At 44.3% G+C, this 15,989-nt stretch carries 10 protein-coding genes and 1 pseudogene; 5 read left to right on the top strand and 6 right to left on the bottom strand.

All coding sequences use genetic code 11. The annotated features are described in order from the left end of the window. Positions 1-85: 85 nt before the first annotated feature. The 4 genes and pseudogenes from V7K42_RS18835 to V7K42_RS18855 all read right to left on the bottom strand — a co-directional run bounded on the left by V7K42_RS18835 (position 86) and on the right by V7K42_RS18855 (position 8,683). Complete coding sequence (locus V7K42_RS18835) at positions 86-694, bottom strand: response regulator (RefSeq protein WP_334918680.1); 609 nt, start codon at positions 692-694, stop codon at positions 86-88. Then, a pseudogene (locus V7K42_RS18840) lies at positions 691-2,541 on the bottom strand (ATP-binding protein); the annotation flags it as partial. The gene V7K42_RS18835 and the pseudogene V7K42_RS18840, both read right to left, overlap by 4 nt. Then, positions 2,532-6,830 (bottom strand): GAF domain-containing protein, encoded by a 4,299-nt coding sequence (locus V7K42_RS18850; protein WP_442938595.1) that lies wholly within the window; start codon positions 6,828-6,830, stop codon positions 2,532-2,534. The gene V7K42_RS18850 and the pseudogene V7K42_RS18840, both read right to left, overlap by 10 nt. A gap of 980 nt (positions 6,831-7,810) precedes the next feature. Beyond that, a complete protein-coding gene (locus V7K42_RS18855; protein ID WP_334918682.1) occupies positions 7,811-8,683 on the bottom strand; it encodes a D-alanyl-D-alanine carboxypeptidase family protein in 873 nt (290 codons plus the stop codon). Between the two features lie 389 nt (positions 8,684-9,072). Here V7K42_RS18855 and mnmG point away from each other — a divergent pair, with 389 nt between their 5' ends. From mnmG to V7K42_RS18870, 3 genes are read left to right on the top strand one after another with little or no spacing between them, the layout of a single operon-like run. Continuing rightward, positions 9,073-10,995 carry a tRNA uridine-5-carboxymethylaminomethyl(34) synthesis enzyme MnmG gene (mnmG, locus tag V7K42_RS18860; RefSeq protein ID WP_334918716.1) on the top strand — a complete coding sequence of 641 codons (1,923 nt, stop codon included), beginning with the start codon at positions 9,073-9,075 and terminating at the stop codon, positions 10,993-10,995. Positions 10,996-11,042: 47 nt separating this feature from the next. Further along, positions 11,043-11,165, top strand: coding sequence for a hypothetical protein (locus V7K42_RS18865; RefSeq protein ID WP_334918684.1), 123 nt, complete (start codon positions 11,043-11,045; stop codon positions 11,163-11,165). 60 nt (positions 11,166-11,225) lie between these two features. Then, positions 11,226-12,572 carry a hypothetical protein gene (locus V7K42_RS18870; RefSeq protein ID WP_334918686.1) on the top strand — a complete coding sequence of 449 codons (1,347 nt, stop codon included), beginning with the start codon at positions 11,226-11,228 and terminating at the stop codon, positions 12,570-12,572. A 204-nt stretch (positions 12,573-12,776) separates the two neighbouring features. Here V7K42_RS18870 and V7K42_RS18875 read toward each other — a convergent pair whose 3' ends face one another. Next, positions 12,777-13,538: an N-acetylmuramoyl-L-alanine amidase gene (locus V7K42_RS18875; RefSeq protein WP_334918688.1), complete on the bottom strand. Its 762-nt coding sequence runs from the start codon at positions 13,536-13,538 to the stop codon at positions 12,777-12,779. 196 nt (positions 13,539-13,734) lie between these two features. Here V7K42_RS18875 and V7K42_RS18880 point away from each other — a divergent pair, with 196 nt between their 5' ends. Then, the gene (locus tag V7K42_RS18880; RefSeq protein WP_334918690.1) at positions 13,735-14,013 is read left to right on the top strand and encodes a hypothetical protein; all 279 of its coding nucleotides are present in this window, start codon (positions 13,735-13,737) and stop codon (positions 14,011-14,013) included. A 93-nt stretch (positions 14,014-14,106) separates the two neighbouring features. Here V7K42_RS18880 and V7K42_RS18885 read toward each other — a convergent pair whose 3' ends face one another. Next, on the bottom strand, positions 14,107-14,487 hold the full coding sequence (locus V7K42_RS18885; protein WP_094327554.1) for a hypothetical protein: 381 nt from the start codon (positions 14,485-14,487) through the stop codon (positions 14,107-14,109). A gap of 478 nt (positions 14,488-14,965) precedes the next feature. Between V7K42_RS18885 and V7K42_RS18890 the strand changes: the two genes are divergently transcribed. Beyond that, positions 14,966-15,943 (top strand): bestrophin family protein, encoded by a 978-nt coding sequence (locus V7K42_RS18890; RefSeq protein WP_334918692.1) that lies wholly within the window; start codon positions 14,966-14,968, stop codon positions 15,941-15,943. Positions 15,944-15,989 lie beyond the last annotated feature (46 nt).

A 15,989-nucleotide genomic window follows, 5' to 3' on the forward strand; every position in this document is an offset into this window, starting at 1 on the left:
GCATTAATTATATATTTTGTAGTATATAGTACTTTAAAGTACGTAATCTTGATTAGCGATCGCTCTTGGGAAAAAACTTTTTGGTTTACTGATTAAGAGCTTGACGGAAGTAGGGTTCGTAGCTGTCTGCCAGGGCGGGTTCGAGGGCTTCCCAGAGTGTTTTGCCGATAAAGTTTTCAGTAGTCATGCCGACCTGCTCCAGCGCTTCGCCTTCTGCCAGCAGGTAGCGTAAATTTCGATCCACAATGAACACAGCACCATGAGGCAGTTTGGCCGCGACTTGATGCAAGCGGGCTTCGGCAAGTTGGCGATCGCGCTTTTCTTGGGCTTCTCGCAGCGCTCGTTGGACACAAGGAACCAACCGCCCTAAGTTGCGCTTTAGCACATAGTCGGTGGCTCCCAGTTTCAGCGCTTCAATCACCAATTCTTCGCCCATACTGCCAGAGACGAAAATAAAGGGCGTGTCAGGACAAAGCTTCTGGGCAATTTTCAAGGCGGAAATGCCATCAAAACCGGGCAAGGTATAGTCTGCCAAAATCAAATCAAACGCATTGGTTTCTAATGCTTTCACAAACTCAGCGCGAGTTTCTACTCGAAGCAGTTCACAATCAACACCGCCATCGGTTAGGGTGACACCTATTACCTCTGCGTCAAGGGGATTGTCTTCCAGCAAAACAAACCGCAGTCCTGTCATAATTGTGCCTCACGTTTCGGCAGCGAAAAGTAGAACGTTGCGCCCTGGTCGATTGCGCCTTCTGCCCAGATGCGTCCGCCATGTCGATGAATGATCCGCCGTACAGTGGCAAGCCCGACTCCCGTCCCAGGAAACTCTTCCTGGGGATGTAACCGTTGAAATATGCTAAATAGTCGATCGCAGTATTTCATGTCGAACCCTGCACCATTGTCTTTGACCAAGAATATCACTTCCTGCTCCTGTTCAATCCTACCAATTTTGATGGCAGCTTCGGTGTTATTGCGGGTGTACTTGACGGCATTCGACAGCAAATTTTGTAGTACTAGCCGCAGCAATATCGGGTCAGCCTCTACCGTTGCCAATGGTTCGATTTCCCAGTGGAGCGATCGCCCAACCAGTTCTGGCTGTAATTGTTCTCGCACTTCTTGTACTAATTGACTGATATTAACAGTAGTCAAATACATTTCTGTCTTTCCCAGGTGGGAAAATTCTAGCAAGTCGTCTACCATTTTTTCTGCTTGAAGAGCAAATTTTGTAATAATATTGAGGGTTTGCAAACTGGATGCATCGACGAGGGTTGCATTGAGCTTGCCTTGCAACCGTTCAGCAAAACTGCTGATGTAGCGTAGCGGCGTTCGCAAGTCGTGAGATATTGAGGAAGAAAACGCCTCTAGTTCTTGGTTGATGGCTTCTAGTTGAGCAGTCCGCGCTTTCACCTGTTGCTCTAAGCGATCGTTGAGTGTTTGTACCGCCTGCATCACCTGTTCGCGGTAGACTGCTTCGCGTCGCAGTTGTACCAGTTGGAGGTTAGCATTGACTCGCGCTAATAGTTCTTGTGCCGAGAAAGGTTTAATTAAGTAGTCATCTGCGCCAGTTTCTAAACCTTGCACCCGTGATTCTTCACCAGCACGAGCAGAGAGCAAAATAATCGGAATTGTCTGGGTATTTGGTGAAGCCCGTAGCGAGTCCGCCAAAGGCGGATTGCGAAGCAAACGCAGTAACTCCAATCCATCCATTCTGGGCATCATCACATCTGCTAACACCAAGTCATAGATGGCACTTCCACTACGCCGGATCGCAGTCAGTGCGGCTAACCCGTCATTTACAGTTTCCACCTCATAATACTGGTTTAACAACCGCTTGAGATAGCCGCGCATATCGGCGTTGTCATCCACCAGGAGAATACGCGCCCTTTTGGAGCCTTGATTACAAGAGGCAGGGGAGCAGGGAGCAGGGAGCAAGGGGGAAGACTGGAATGGAGCTTGAATCTCCGGACTTTGTGCCTGAATCTCCGGACTTTGTGCCTGAATCTCCGGACTTTGTGCCTGAACCTCCGGACTTTGTGCCTGAAACTCCGGACTTTGTGCCTGAATCTCCGGACTTTGTGCCTGAACCTCCGGACTTTGTGCCTGAACCTCCGGACTTTGTGCCTGAATCTCCGGACTTTGAACTTGAAATTCTGTGCTTTCGTCAAGGGCAGTTCCCCCTGCCCCCTGCCCCCTGCCCCCTTCCTCTTGTTCAGGTAGCCAATGTAAGGCTTCTTCAACAAAAGCATTTGCAGTTACAGCCGTTGATGGCAGTGTCGAGGCAACCCAAATTTGGTTGGCGGGTAGATGGGCGATTCCGGTGGGGATGGTGACGGTGAAGGTTGTGCCTTGGTCTACTGCGCTCGTAACTGCGATCGCGCCGCCGTGCCGCTTGACAAGTTCCTGCACCAGAGACAAGCCAATGCCTGAGCCTTCATAGCTGCGCCCCTTCGCGCCTTTGACTTGATAAAACCTCTCAAAGAGGTGAGGTAGTTCGGAAGCGGAAATACCTACGCCCGTGTCGCTGACCATCAATTCAACGAAGAGGCAGAGGGGCAGAGGGGCAGAGGGGCAGAGGGGCAGAGGGGCAGAGGGGAAAGAACTTGTAGAATAACTCTCCCCTGCTCCCCTGCTCCCCTGCTCCCCTGCTCCCCTGCTCCCCTGCTCCCTACTTCCTCTTGAACGAGTTTGAGCGAGACAGAAATCATACCGTCGAAGGTAAATTTTAAGGCATTGGAGAGTAGATTCAACACAATCTTTTCCCACATTTCTCGATCAACGTAAATGGGATCGGGCAGGGGAGGACAATCGACAACTAACTCTAAATTAGCATTCTCAATCGCCGAGCGGAAAACACTTGCCAGTTCAGCCGTGTAGGTGGATAAGTCGGTGGGTTCGTAGTTTGCCTTCAGGCGATCGGCTTCGATGCGGGAGAAGTCGAGTAGGGTATTAACAAGTTTCAGCAAACGCAAGCTGTTGCGGTGTACTAGTTTTAGCTGTTCCCGTTGTAAAGAAGTTAGGGGATTTACCGAATCGCTCAAGACATTTTGCACCGGAGCGAGTATCAACGTTAGCGGCGTGCGGAATTCGTGGCTGACGTTGCTAAAGAAAAGGGTTTTGGCGCGATCAAGTTCTGCTAGAGATTCGGCGCGTTGGCGTTCTTCTTCGCGGGCAGCTTGTTCTCGCATTCGTTGGATTTCTGATTCGCGCATCGCATCTTCGGCGCGGGCGCGTTCTAGTCGCGTCCAGATTCGGCTAGTGATTTCTCGTATTAAGTCAATTTCATCCTCACGCCACTGCCGAGGTTTATTATCAATGATGGAAATCATAAATTGCCACACGTTGTCGCGCACTAGCGGAACAATGACAAACGACCGGATGCCCAGAGCGCCGTATCTCTCAGCACTAACGCGAGGATCGGTCTGCGTATCGTTCACAATTGATGCCTCGCCAGCCATATTCGCTGCAATTTGCTCATCTGTAAGGAAATCCCTCATCCGATAAGTCCCTTTGACTGAAGGTATCCCTTGAGCATTCCATCCGTAAGCGGCTATCGCAATCTCAAAGTCTGCCGTGAGTTCGGTAAACACGCATTGTGTTACCTCAAAATACCGCCCGATCATTTCGCTGAGATGATTCATCGTTTCCGGGATATTTTCTAGCCCGACAAGCTCCTGCGAAATTTGCGAAAGCATGGATTGATGATGTTCACGGCGTTTACGCTCGGTGATGTCAGAAAATATGATCGCCAGTTGTTTGTTTTGGGAATCGCCGTACGGATACGCTGCTACTCGGAGGTATCGTCCTGTATCTATTGGCAGAATTTCAAACTCGATTGGTTCGCCCGTGGTCAAAACCGTTTCATAGTTGGTGAAAGCCACGGCTTCTAGATTTGGTGTCAGTTCATAGGCAGTTTTACCAATCACCTGCTTGAATCCGCTTTGGGTTTCAAATGCCGGATTGACTTCTAGAAAACGGTAATTGATTGGCTGTCCATTGTCATACAGCATTTGGATAATGCAGAAACCATCGTTGACATTCTCGAACAGCGATCGATATTTGGCTTCCGATTCACGTAGGGATTCTTCAGCGCGAGCGCGTTCGACTGCTGCCCAGGTGCGCTCGGCAACATCCTGCAAAAGCGCGATCGCCTCATCTGTCCATTCTCGCGGCGACGTATCAGCTACCAGGAAGACCGCGATCAGCCGCCCGTTCTTGACAAGCGGCGCACCCAAAACTGAGTGCATACCGATTGAGGCGTAGCGTTCGACGACGCGCCGGTTGAACAATGAAAAAGTAGCGAAGTTCGAGACATTAAATATGCTTCCCGAATGCAGCCAATCGGTAAACTCCGGCACATCCGAGAGGTCGTGAACGCCTACTGCCGAAGGCAAGCCTTCCTTCACGGCATCTTGCAGAATTGTCGCAACTGTGCCCGTCTCATCAAACTCGTTGTAGTAGCACCAGCCGACATCAAGTTGCTCGCGCAGCAAGCGCGCCGCCTCGCCCTGAATCTCGGCACAGTCGGAGAGCGATCGCAGTGCATCCGACAAATTCACCCGAAACGCATCCATTTCGGCAGCACGGCGCAACTGTTCTTCTGAGCGTTTGCGATCGGTGATGTCGTTAAAGAGAACGGCGACGCGCCGCTGGTCTGGCTGTCCAAAGCGAAAGGCATAAAGCGTAAACCATCGGTTTTCCAACTCTCTGCCGCCGTGTTCAAAGCGAATCGGTTCACCCGTCAGCGCGACATCGCGGTAAATCTCAAACCACGACTCCTCATGATTGGGTCGAAGCTCACGCATCCACTTGCCCTGCGCGTTGATCAGGGTCGATTGCTCCTCAAAGGCTTGATTGGTTTCGATGAAGCGATAATCTAAGGGTTCGCCTGGTTCGATGTGCATCTCAATCAGACAATAGCCTTCGTCGATCGATTCAAATAGCGATCGATATTTTGCTTCCGATTCGCCCAGGGCTGCTTCTGCCGTTCGCTGTTCGATTAAATCGGCGGCTTGCCGCGCCAGCACGTCGAGCAGGCGCAATTCTCTTTCGTTCGGGTTGTGCGGTTCGCGCCAGTGCGTCGAAATCGTGCCGATCACGCGCCCATTGCGCGAGACAAGCGGCGTTGACTGCATGGCGCGGATGCCACAGAGTCGGTAATGCGTCAGGTCTTCGGTGCCGGCGACGAAATCCCAAAGCTCTACGTCGGGGACTAAAATCCGCTCACCGAGCGATCGCGCCAGACCGCAAGAAGTCGTGTCATCTGCTCGCACCCACTCCCAAAACTTTGCCGATTCGGGAGCGATACCTATATGAGCGAGCAGGAACAACTCGTTTCGTTCGGGCGAAAGCATTTGCACACTCGCCATATCCGAACGCATTATCACCCGCACGGCATCGAGAAGCTGTTCGTAAAGCGCGCCTGTGTTGTCTTCCTCAATAAAACTGCGGCTGATGCGCTGCAACTGCTGCACGTTGGTGAGTTCGATTGCCAGTTTCGCTTCCGATTCGTGCAAGGTTACTTCGGCGCGTTTGCGATCGGTGATGTCAATGACCGAGCCAATGTAGCCCAGAAATTCGCCCGTCTCCGAAAAACGCGGCTGCGCTGAGTCAATCGCCCAAGCGTAAGAGCCATCTTTGCGCCGCAGACGGTAATCGAGCCGGAAAGCCTCACGGTTCGCATTGGCGGCGATGAAAATTCTTTCCGCCTCGTTGCGATCGTCCGGGTGCATCGCATTGAGCCAGCCGAAGTCCAATCCGGTGGCGGGCGTTTGTCCGGTAAATTCATACCAGCTTTGGCTCAAATAGGTACAAGTCGCGTCCGCTTCGGAGATCCAAACCATTACGGGCGCATGGTCAGCCATATTGCGAAAACGCGCTTCCGATTCGCGCAGGGCTGATAAACCTTGTCGCTGCTCAATTAGGTCAGCCGCTTGGCGGGCGAGTAAATCGAGAAAGCGCAGTTCGCGATCGCTCGGTCGATGGTGTTTGCGCCAATGGGTTGAAAACATACCGATCGCTTTACCTGAACGCGAAATCAGCGGCGTGGACTGTGCCGAGAGAAGTCCTGCCTCAAAGTGCATTCGCATCGAGCCATGCGGGTCGTCACTCTCTGGCACATCAAAATCAACAAAGGTGCGATCGCCCCTTATCAATGCCATACCGCAGGGCGTGTTTGAATCCGCGTTGACGCAATAGAAATGCTCAATCATTGCTGGCGTTATGCCTTGAGTGGCAAGCAGCAAGAGATCCTGCGTCGCTTCATCCAGAATTTGGATCGATCCCGCATCTGCTCGTGTGAGAGCGATCGCAGCAGCTAGAATTTCCTGGTAAAGCGTCTGAATGTCACCTTGGGTTACAAGCCTCGCGCTCAGTTCGTGCAGCAGTTGCGTATCTCTCAGGTCTAAATCAACGGCTGATAAAGCTTGTTTGCGCTTGGTAATATCTTTGTCAAGTTCCGGTACTTCCTGCAATGCTTGTTGTACCGATGGCACTAACCGCCCTAAGCGTTGCTTGAGTACATAATCTGTCGCGCCCTGCTTGATCGCTGCGATCGCCAATTCTTCGCCCAAACTGCCAGAGATGAAAATAAACGGTATTTCAGGACGTAGGCGACGGGCGATCGTTAGTGCCGCAATCTCATCAAAACTAGACAAGGCATAATCTGCCAAAATCAAGTCAATGGCGTTGCTCTCCAGTGCCCTAATAAAAGCAGCACGAGTGTCTACCCGCACTAGCTCACAGTCAATCCCGCCCTCTCTCAGCGTGGCTTGCACGACTTCTGCATCGGGAAGATTAGATTCGAGTAAGAGAAACTGAAGTGCTGACATGATTTTCTTCTTGCTGTTTTGGTATTGCCTTGGGTATATCTGTGCAATGTGAGTGGTCAGCAATCGTGATTTTGGGCTTTAGTTTCATCCAAACTTATATTCAGCAGCTGTGCTTTTCTTTCTGGCGAGGTGACTTTTTGACCATACCATGCCGATATATGTTATCTACCCCTATTCTTTTTTTCAAGCAGTCCATTCTTTTTATTACTTATGGCTTACGGCTATGCCTCAAAACCTCTTTTTTTGGGGTAAAGACAAGATACGCGCAAAATTATCTATCATCATGTAAAGTTTTTGTAACAGATTCGCCGCGATCGCTTTTGTCTATATGAAAGAAAAGTCTGCCTAGTTTGGCTTTCAGCTTAGAGGTTGAATGAACAAGTGTTTCGCTGTGACTTTAGGCACTTTTAGATCCCCCCTAAATCCCCCGATCAATTGGGGGGAACCAGAATCAAAGTCCCCCTTTTTAAGGGGAGCCACTGCGGTCTTGGGGTCTCCCCAAGTGAAGCAAGTGGCGTGGATTTAGGGGGATCTAAAATTTTTGATACCGACAAGAGGACTTTTCAAACATCCTCTTAGCTCGACTTTATCCATTTTTACAAAACCCAAAACCTAGCTCTTAAACCCTTGTAGAAAGCTAGTTTTAGTTTTTGTAATTGAGCGATAATCTGTGATATAGAAAAAGTATTTGCCAAAAAACCAGGGTTTTTGCCGGATAAAGAAAGCGAGTTCTTAATTTTGGATAAAGTCGAGCTTAGTGAACGCTTTGAGGTTATCTATCCCAACTTATAAAATATTGCTGAAAACATAAACTGAAGGCTCTTATCTTTGAAGGGTAAAACATTTCTTCTTCCGCTCATTTGCCCTCAAAACCTAACCTTAAAAAACTTTATAGTACTATTTATTTGTTCTCGTGTTTAATCCGAGAATAAATTCCTTCTACTAGTAATGCCCACAAAACAAGACGACATCATCAATAATTAAAGTGGTGTAATCCAATAAGTAATTCCCCGGACAACTTGTTTATTAAAACCAAATAGAGGTAAATTATCTTCAGTTAAACCCACATAAGTCCAATGTGGAACATCATTTTCTACAGTTTGAAACCAACCATTTTGATTGAGAGCTTTTCTTTGTTCTTTACTATCTACACGTAAATCAATTGCTAATCCCCAGAGATGTTGCGAAGTTCCAGGAGGTGCAACTAAGCCGAGAATTTTTGTTTCTTTGCCCTGTTGAACTTTTGCTAAAGTTTGATTATTAGCATATTTTTGCCAAAATCTTAAATTCGTGTTAAAAGTACGAGTACAATCACCAGAACCATAACCAGATTTTAGCGGTATGTGTTGTTTAACTCGCGCTTTATTTAGAGCATCAGCCGCCGATTTTTGTAAATAGCAATCATTAGTATCATTAATATGAACCATTGTTAAAGTAGATTGAAACTCTTGGGTTTCCTGTTCGTTAATAAGGATATTTTTTGGCGGTAGTTTAATTCCAACATCTTGATTTACAAAGACTGCCCCATAAGTTCGTAGCAAAGTATATTCATAAGTACCAGGCTGGGGAATTGTGGGTAACTTCTGGCTAACCGCAGATAAAAAACGCTGTTTTCCATTTAATTCTGGGTTGGGAAAAAATGGTTTTGATATTGTTTGTTTAGAGGTATCTATACAAGGTGATGAACCAGTTTTCGAGCATACGTTTAATGGTTGAGCAGTTCTAGCAAATTGATGGTGGGTAATCTCATTACTAGCTACTAAGACAAAAATCATCCCGATAACTATACCGATAAAACTTGCCTTTCTAAAAAATTTAGTAATATTTTTTTGTTTTCTGATGGTGAGCTTCATTTTTAAATAATTCTTTAGTTTATTCAAAGATCCAAAATAATTAAATTCTTGAAATTTCTGTTATTGATGACTTCAAGTTATAAGTATTTTATTGTTCCTGAATTTGAGTTTTATCCTAATTATACAAATCATCAAATACATATCAATCAGGGATTGAATTGTATTAATAACTAACTAAGTGAACAATAACTGTCATAAATAAACCGGAACGTTGTCACAAATTTTAATAAATATTATATTTATTCTTTAATACTCAAGTTTAAAAATGAAAAATTATCTCTAATTGAGTACTAGTAAATTTGATAACTTTTTTATTAGAAAGTTACATCCATGAAACCACTGGAACAGTTAAAATTGAAAAGAACTCTAAGCTTGCCGATCCTGTAAGTATGACCATGCACAATTCCGTTGAATTCCAAGACGCTTTTGATGTCATAGTCGTCGGTGCAGGTCACTCCGGTTGCGAAGCGGCTTTGGCCTCTGCACGCCTCGGTTGTCGTACCCTGTTATTGACGCTCAACTTGGATAGAATCGCTTGGCAACCCTGTAATCCAGCAGTGGGTGGCCCGGCCAAATCTCAGTTGACTCATGAGGTAGATGCACTCGGTGGGGAAATTGCTAAAGTAGCAGACCGTACTTACCTGCAAAAACGTATCCTCAACTCTTCACGAGGGCCTGCTGTTTGGGCATTACGCGCCCAGACAGACAAGCGCGAATATGCAGCAGTGATGAAGAATATTGTCGAGAACCAAGAAAACTTGACAATTCGCGAAAGTATGGTTACAGATTTGGTGCTGGGTGCTAATGATGAAGTTATCGGGGTTGAAACTTATTTTGGTGTAGGTTTTCAATGTAAAGCTGTCATCTTGACAACTGGCACTTTCTTAGGGGGCAAAATTTGGGTTGGTAACAAATCAATGCCAGCCGGACGCGCTGGAGAATTTGCGGCCGAGGGATTGACACAAACCCTAAATCGCCTGGGATTTGAAACCGGAAGACTCAAAACTGGAACCCCAGCACGGGTAGACAAGCGATCGGCAGATTATAGTAAAATGCTAATCCAGCCAGGGGATGAAGATGTTCGCTGGTTTAGTTTTGATCCAGATGCGTGGGTAAAACGGGAACAGATGCCTTGTTATATCACCCGCACCACTGCCGAAACCCATCGCCTAATTCAAGATAATTTACACCTGTCGCCAGTTTATGGCGGTTGGGTGGAAGCCAAAGGGCCGCGTTATTGTCCCAGTATTGAAGATAAGATTGTGCGCTTTGCCGATAAGGAAAGCCATCAAATTTTTATTGAGCCAGAAGGGCGAGATATACCCGAACTTTATATCCAAGGTTTTTCCACAGGGTTGCCAGAAAATTTGCAGTTACTTATGTTGCGAACTCTCCCCGGTTTGGAAAAATGTGTGATGCTGCGTCCAGCCTATGCTGTGGAATATGACTATTTACCTGCTACTCAGTGTTATCCCACACTGATGACCAAGAAGGTTGCTGGACTGTTTTGTGCTGGGCAGATTAACGGTACTACAGGTTATGAGGAAGCGGCAGCCCAAGGGCTTGTGGCGGGAATTAATGCGGCTCGATTTGCTAGTTCTCAAGAAATGATTGTGTTTGCCCGCGAGCAAAGCTACATTGGAACACTAATTGATGACCTATGTACCAAAGATTTACGGGAACCTTACCGAATGCTCACCAGTAGGTCAGAGTACCGCTTATTATTGCGTTCTGACAATGCCGACCAACGTTTGACACCCTTGGGACGAGAAATTGGTTTAATTGACGATCGCAGATGGGATCTATTTACCCAAAAACAATCAAACATCACCACAGAAAAGCAGAGATTGCAAGCTACACGAGTCAAAGAACATGATGAAATAGGAATAGCGATCGCATCTAATACCCAACAAGCAATCAAAGGTTCAATTACCCTCAATGACTTACTGCGCCGTCCGGGATTCCATTACGTTGACCTCGACAGGTTTGGACTGGGAAACCCCAACCTCAACCGCGCCGAGAAAGAAGGTGCAGAAATTGACATTAAGTATTCTGGCTATCTCGCTAGGCAACAAAATCAAATTGACCAAATTGCCCGCCAAGCGCACCGCCAGTTACCTGCGGATTTAGACTATACAACAATTGATACTCTTTCTAAAGAGGCACGGGAAAAGCTAACTCACGTAAAACCACTCACTCTTGGTCAAGCTGCACGTATAGGTGGTGTAAACCCAGCCGATGTTAACGCTTTATTATTATATTTAGAATTACGTAGAACCAAGAGCCAGCATGAGTTTCCAGCGTTAGCTTAACACAAAGTTCATAAAGACTGAGTATAGTAGTAGGGAGGGAGATTGGTATGATAGATGACATAAATATTAGTACTGCTATCATCAACCATCCCCAGATTCAAGTTCATTTTAATACCAGCGCTCAACCAACTCGTCTCAATAAGACGGCGGATTGGATATTTCATCTGTAATCCTAATTCCCAGGCAGTAGGCGCGGCGTTTCCTCGTCCTAGCAATAACCCAGAAAGTCTATGTTACAAGAAGCCAGCACCCGTCTCATAGTACCGGAACCATCAGAAGACTTAATCGCCAACGAGCCTTGGTCGATAGAAAACTATGCTGATGGCCTAATGGATGAACTGTTTGCCGATATCGACTACATTCTGGATGTTAGTGATAATCTGCCTTCACAAACCGTTAGGCACGCTAGACAGAACAAATCGAGTCAGTCTTTTGCTGGGGTTTCCTCCCAAGCTCAACGCCAGTCACCTTCAGAATATGTACCTCTGCAAACAGTTACGATCCCGCAGATTATTTTACCAAACGGACAGTCAGTTGTTCAAGATAACCACAAGCACTTGAGTACCGTTGTCTTTGATAACGGCACTATTAAAGCAGTTAGTAGAAAGCGTCAGAAAAGTAGTCGGACTTTAGGCAAACTGCTGATTATAGGAACAACTTTAGGAGTGGCGATCGCTAGTATTATCTATCTGGTGCAGTCTGGAGTTGTATATCTTTTAAATACCAACTTAACTCAGCAAGCTCTTCTAGCGCCGCAATCGCAGTCACAGTTGCCAACAAAAGTAGAAATTGAGGCAGATTTGGTTGACTATATGCTGGGAGCGCTGGCAGTTATAGACAAGCAAGAAGTAAAAAGCAATCAAAAATCTCGCGGATCGGGATTCACCACTCAGAGGAATACTAATCAAATAGCCTTTGGTAACGGGCAAACAACTGGTAATTTACCACCACTTCCACTTCTAGCTAACAATACACCACCAGCCCCTAACCGTTCTGGCAGCGTTGTTGAGCGGATCTACGTTCCCGTTTATCAAGCGCCATCGCCAATGCGCTACGCCCTACCGGCGATTCCTGGAACTCCTACACTCATACCAAAAGTTGCCAGCGCATTCCAGGGATCTCAACCTAATGTTGTGAAAAGTGCCCTGAATACAGTGCGGCAAGCTGCCAAGCCTGTAACTGTAAGTATGTTGGCTGCGGCTGTGCAAGCAGAACTTAAACCTGTCGCTGGACGAACTGCACCTATTACCGTGCGGCAAACACCCAAACCTCTGCCTGCATTACCAGTGGTTCCATTACGTGCAGCACTCGCGCCAGAGTCAGAACCAACTATTACCCAGGAACAAGTATATCCGGCAACTGCGATCGCAGTTGCTCCGAGTAATACTTTAGAAGGATTGTTAGAGTTAGGTAACAAATCTGCCGCTTTGTTTAAAATTGACGGCGTGACTCGCCGCATAAATATGGGTGAAAGCATTGGCTCAAGCGGTTGGACACTTGTAGAAGTTAGTAATGGCGAAGCAGTCATCCGTCGTAACGGTGAAGTGCGCTCGATTTACGCAGGGCAGAAATTGTGAAATCCAATAGCTCGAACTCACCAATAATTTTTGTCCTTTCAGTACCAGCTTGTAGAAATATTGTTGCTAAATCTTTATGAAAATAATTGTTTACTAAATCATCTAGTAATGATGTATTTCTACTATTAAAAACTATTTGCATAACCCCGGCTTCTTACTGAAGTCGGGGTTATAGATGTTAATGAATGATTGAAATAGAATTAGTTAATCTTTTTCTATAACTTTGGCATGTCCAGCAAAAACAAAATGCTCGTTTCTGTTTCCTTGACTTTTATTAGGCCACTTAACCCAATAATGATTTTCTTCAAAACGGACATCTAAAATTGGGTAATCTCCTGGTTCAATATCAAAGATAGAATCTTTTGCTAAATCTGATGCCTGTTCTGTAGAAGGCTTCAAAAAGGTTTTAGTTGTAATTTCTAAAACGTATTTTTTATCAAATTTAGGTTCAATAGTCTTCGGCTTACCTATTAATCCATCTTTAATGGCTTCTGCCATTTTTTCAACATCGAATAGATCCATATCTACTTTGGCATCACAAAAGCAGCACTCAATCAAAATAGCTGGCATTTGTGTATTCTTTAAAACAAAGAAACCTGTATCTTTGACTCCTCGATTATAAAAACCAAGTTGAACAATCTCTTTGAGAACTGATTCAGCAATACCTTGTGATGCATTACTAATGGCGTAAACTTCTGTGCCATGAGCTTTAGCATTAAATTTATTAAAGTGAATCGCAACATAGACATTAACGTTATTGGCATTGGCCTTATTAGTTCGTTGTCTCAGAGAATCAGTTACACTACTAGCGCTTGTGGGAGTGCAATCGATAGCGGTATGATTTGCTGCTCTGAGTTTTTGTATCAATTGTGTGCCAACTGCTTTAGTTAAAACATCTTCTTGCTTGATGCCTGTTGCCCCTGTATCTGGAGGGCAATTGTGTCCCATATCAATACCAAATTTCATAGAGTTGATCTCCTTTTTATAATTTGAGAGATAAGCATAATTTAATTACACTGTATTAATTATTAATCCAAATGCGATCGCTCTGTCGGTAAGAAAAAGTGAGTTGTTCCTGTAAAAAAATGTAACAGGCAACATAAAAACATCATTAAAAACAGAAATATCATAAGTTCAACCGATAAATAAAGCAGGCTAACCCATGACAGCACAAGAGGCGCTGAATCTAGTCGATACTCTTTTAGGCTCTACCTTTGGGCAAAGACTTAATGATGTTCAATCTATAGTTTTGCTGGAAAGTTGGCTGGGACGCACCTATGCGGAAATTGCGGTGCAGATAAGTTATGAACACGACTATATCAAACAAGTGGGTTCCCAGTTGTGGCGATCGCTTTCTCAGGTAATTGGTGAAGAGGTTTGTAAAAAAAATATCCAATCTGTTTTGCGTCGCTACCAGCAGGCTCAAAGTGGTAATAATTAAAAAGCGGTGGCAGTTGGGCGTTTCAGACTAATATTCTCAGAAACGCCAGCGATCGCCATCATACCTACTTTATCTGGTAATTTGATATCGTTATCATGAATTTGATGAATCTCGGATCTTAATTTCTACATCTCCTATCATCGATTCTGCTTCTGCAAAAGCTTTTGCTAAATCCTCAATAGAACTTTTTCCAGCACTGAATCTTATTGTTTCAGCTTTTAAATGTCTTTGGGCTTGACGAAATCCGTTACCCTTTCGTCCAACACCTGTCGTATTAATAATTCCTACAGAACCAGCGCTAATTGCAGCAAAAACTTTTGTCCGAAAGTTTCCAAGTTCTTCAACAAAGGTTGCAACAATCAAAGATGAGAGTATAGAAGTTACTCCCAAGGTTATAAAAATAGAGTGCAATATCACTGCATCTCGATGCCATCTTTTAATTTGGTTCTCAATTTCTGGCGGTATTTCTAGCATGAGCAAACTTAATTATTGATTGAATTTGTGCAGTCTCAAGCTTCAGACAAATAAAGCATAAATTTACAACTGAATCGTCAGCACTCTATTTTTAGAAAACTTTAGATATCACAAGTTTTAGAATATTTCCTTGTTTTATGCTTTGTCAGTGAGAAAAAGTGAGTATTTACGTATTTACTGGAAATAAAGGTGAAAATTACTCAATTTTCAGATAAAAAAGTGAAATGCCAGCAATTTTGACTAAAATAGCCAAAAAACTAAGCTTATGGTGAATAATTGCCCAAATTTACGGAATTTTCCTATCTAAAGAGGGTTAACAGAAATAAATTTCAATGTTAGAACTATAACTTGTGTTGATTAGAGTTGCACGACAGTCGCTATCTGCAAACCTACATCTTGCATCTATCTTGCTTAAGCAAGATAACTTCAGCCAAAAAAGCTAGTTTGCTAATTGATGTAATCGTCAAACTTTACCAATATGAAAAGACTTCGCTATTTTCAAAAGAATTCCAAAAACTCTTTGATAGAAAAGTATCACCTTTACAAGGGCGAAAAGTTGAACTGGTTTCAAGTAACTATGCGGCTTGAAAGGTCAATTATTTCTAACATTATTCCTTGGGTATTTTTTTGTACTGCCTATGGTCTTTTAATATCACTTTTATATTCTTTAGGATTGCCAATAGCTTTTACAAATTCAAGTAGTATTATTACTAATGCTGTTTTAAGTTTTAATATTGGTTTTACATTACTATTAGTTTTTCGGACAAATACAGCCCATGATAGATTTTGGGAAGGTCGGCAACTATGGGGATCTTTAGTTAATACATCTCGTAACTTAACTCGGGGAATTTGGATAATAGTTAAAGAGCAAACACCGCAAGATAGAGTAGAAAAAGAAGCAATACTTCGGTTAGTAACTGCTTTTGCTGTTGCAATGAAGTTACATTTAAGATCGGCACCTTTAGACACTCAGTTAGCATCTTTAATGTCTGAAAAACAATACTTACAACTTCAAGATACTAATCATCCGCCATTACAAATTGCTTACTGGATAGGAGATTACTTGCAGTATCAGCACGATTGTAAATATCTAAATGTCTATCAACTAACTACTCTGCATAATTGCGTAGATGATTTAGTAGATATTTTAGGTGGTTGTGAACGCATTTTAAAAACGCCACTGCCTTTGATATATACTATCAAACTTAGACAACTGTTATTAATTTTTTGCTTGATCTTACCTTTGGAAATTGTTAGCTTTTTGAATTGGTGGACTGGTTTAATAATGGCTTTTGTAAGTTTTACCTTATTAAGTATTGAGCAAATTGGCTCAGAAATTGAAGAACCTTTCGGGTTTGATCCTAATGACTTACCTTTAAATGCGATTTGCAATACAATCTCAAACAATGTTGAAGAATTAATCAGGCTTGCTTCTAACAATGTTCGCTATTCGTAAATCTATAAACAAGTTTTACTAAATAAGTTCCTAATGGGAGGGGAAA

It is taken from the genome of Nostoc sp. (assembly GCF_036917455.1).
Classification (GTDB): Bacteria; Cyanobacteriota; Cyanobacteriia; order Cyanobacteriales; family Nostocaceae; genus Nostoc.

Bases quoted from the DNA above. Each gene is read 5' to 3' on its own strand.
- V7K42_RS18855 (WP_334918682.1), bottom strand. From the start codon at position 8,683: ATGAAGCTCACCATCAGAAAACAAAAAAATATTACTAAATTTTTTAGA.
- mnmG (WP_334918716.1), top strand. From the start codon at position 9,073: ATGACCATGCACAATTCCGTTGAATTCCAAGACGCTTTTGATGTCATA.
- V7K42_RS18880 (WP_334918690.1), top strand. From the start codon at position 13,735: ATGACAGCACAAGAGGCGCTGAATCTAGTCGATACTCTTTTAGGCTCT.
- V7K42_RS18875 (WP_334918688.1), bottom strand. From the start codon at position 13,538: ATGAAATTTGGTATTGATATGGGACACAATTGCCCTCCAGATACAGGG.
- V7K42_RS18865 (WP_334918684.1), top strand. From the start codon at position 11,043: ATGATAGATGACATAAATATTAGTACTGCTATCATCAACCATCCCCAG.
- V7K42_RS18850 (WP_442938595.1), bottom strand. From the start codon at position 6,830: ATGTCAGCACTTCAGTTTCTCTTACTCGAATCTAATCTTCCCGATGCA.
- V7K42_RS18835 (WP_334918680.1), bottom strand. From the start codon at position 694: ATGACAGGACTGCGGTTTGTTTTGCTGGAAGACAATCCCCTTGACGCA.
- V7K42_RS18890 (WP_334918692.1), top strand. From the start codon at position 14,966: ATGAAAAGACTTCGCTATTTTCAAAAGAATTCCAAAAACTCTTTGATA.
- V7K42_RS18870 (WP_334918686.1), top strand. From the start codon at position 11,226: ATGTTACAAGAAGCCAGCACCCGTCTCATAGTACCGGAACCATCAGAA.
- V7K42_RS18885 (WP_094327554.1), bottom strand. From the start codon at position 14,487: ATGCTAGAAATACCGCCAGAAATTGAGAACCAAATTAAAAGATGGCAT.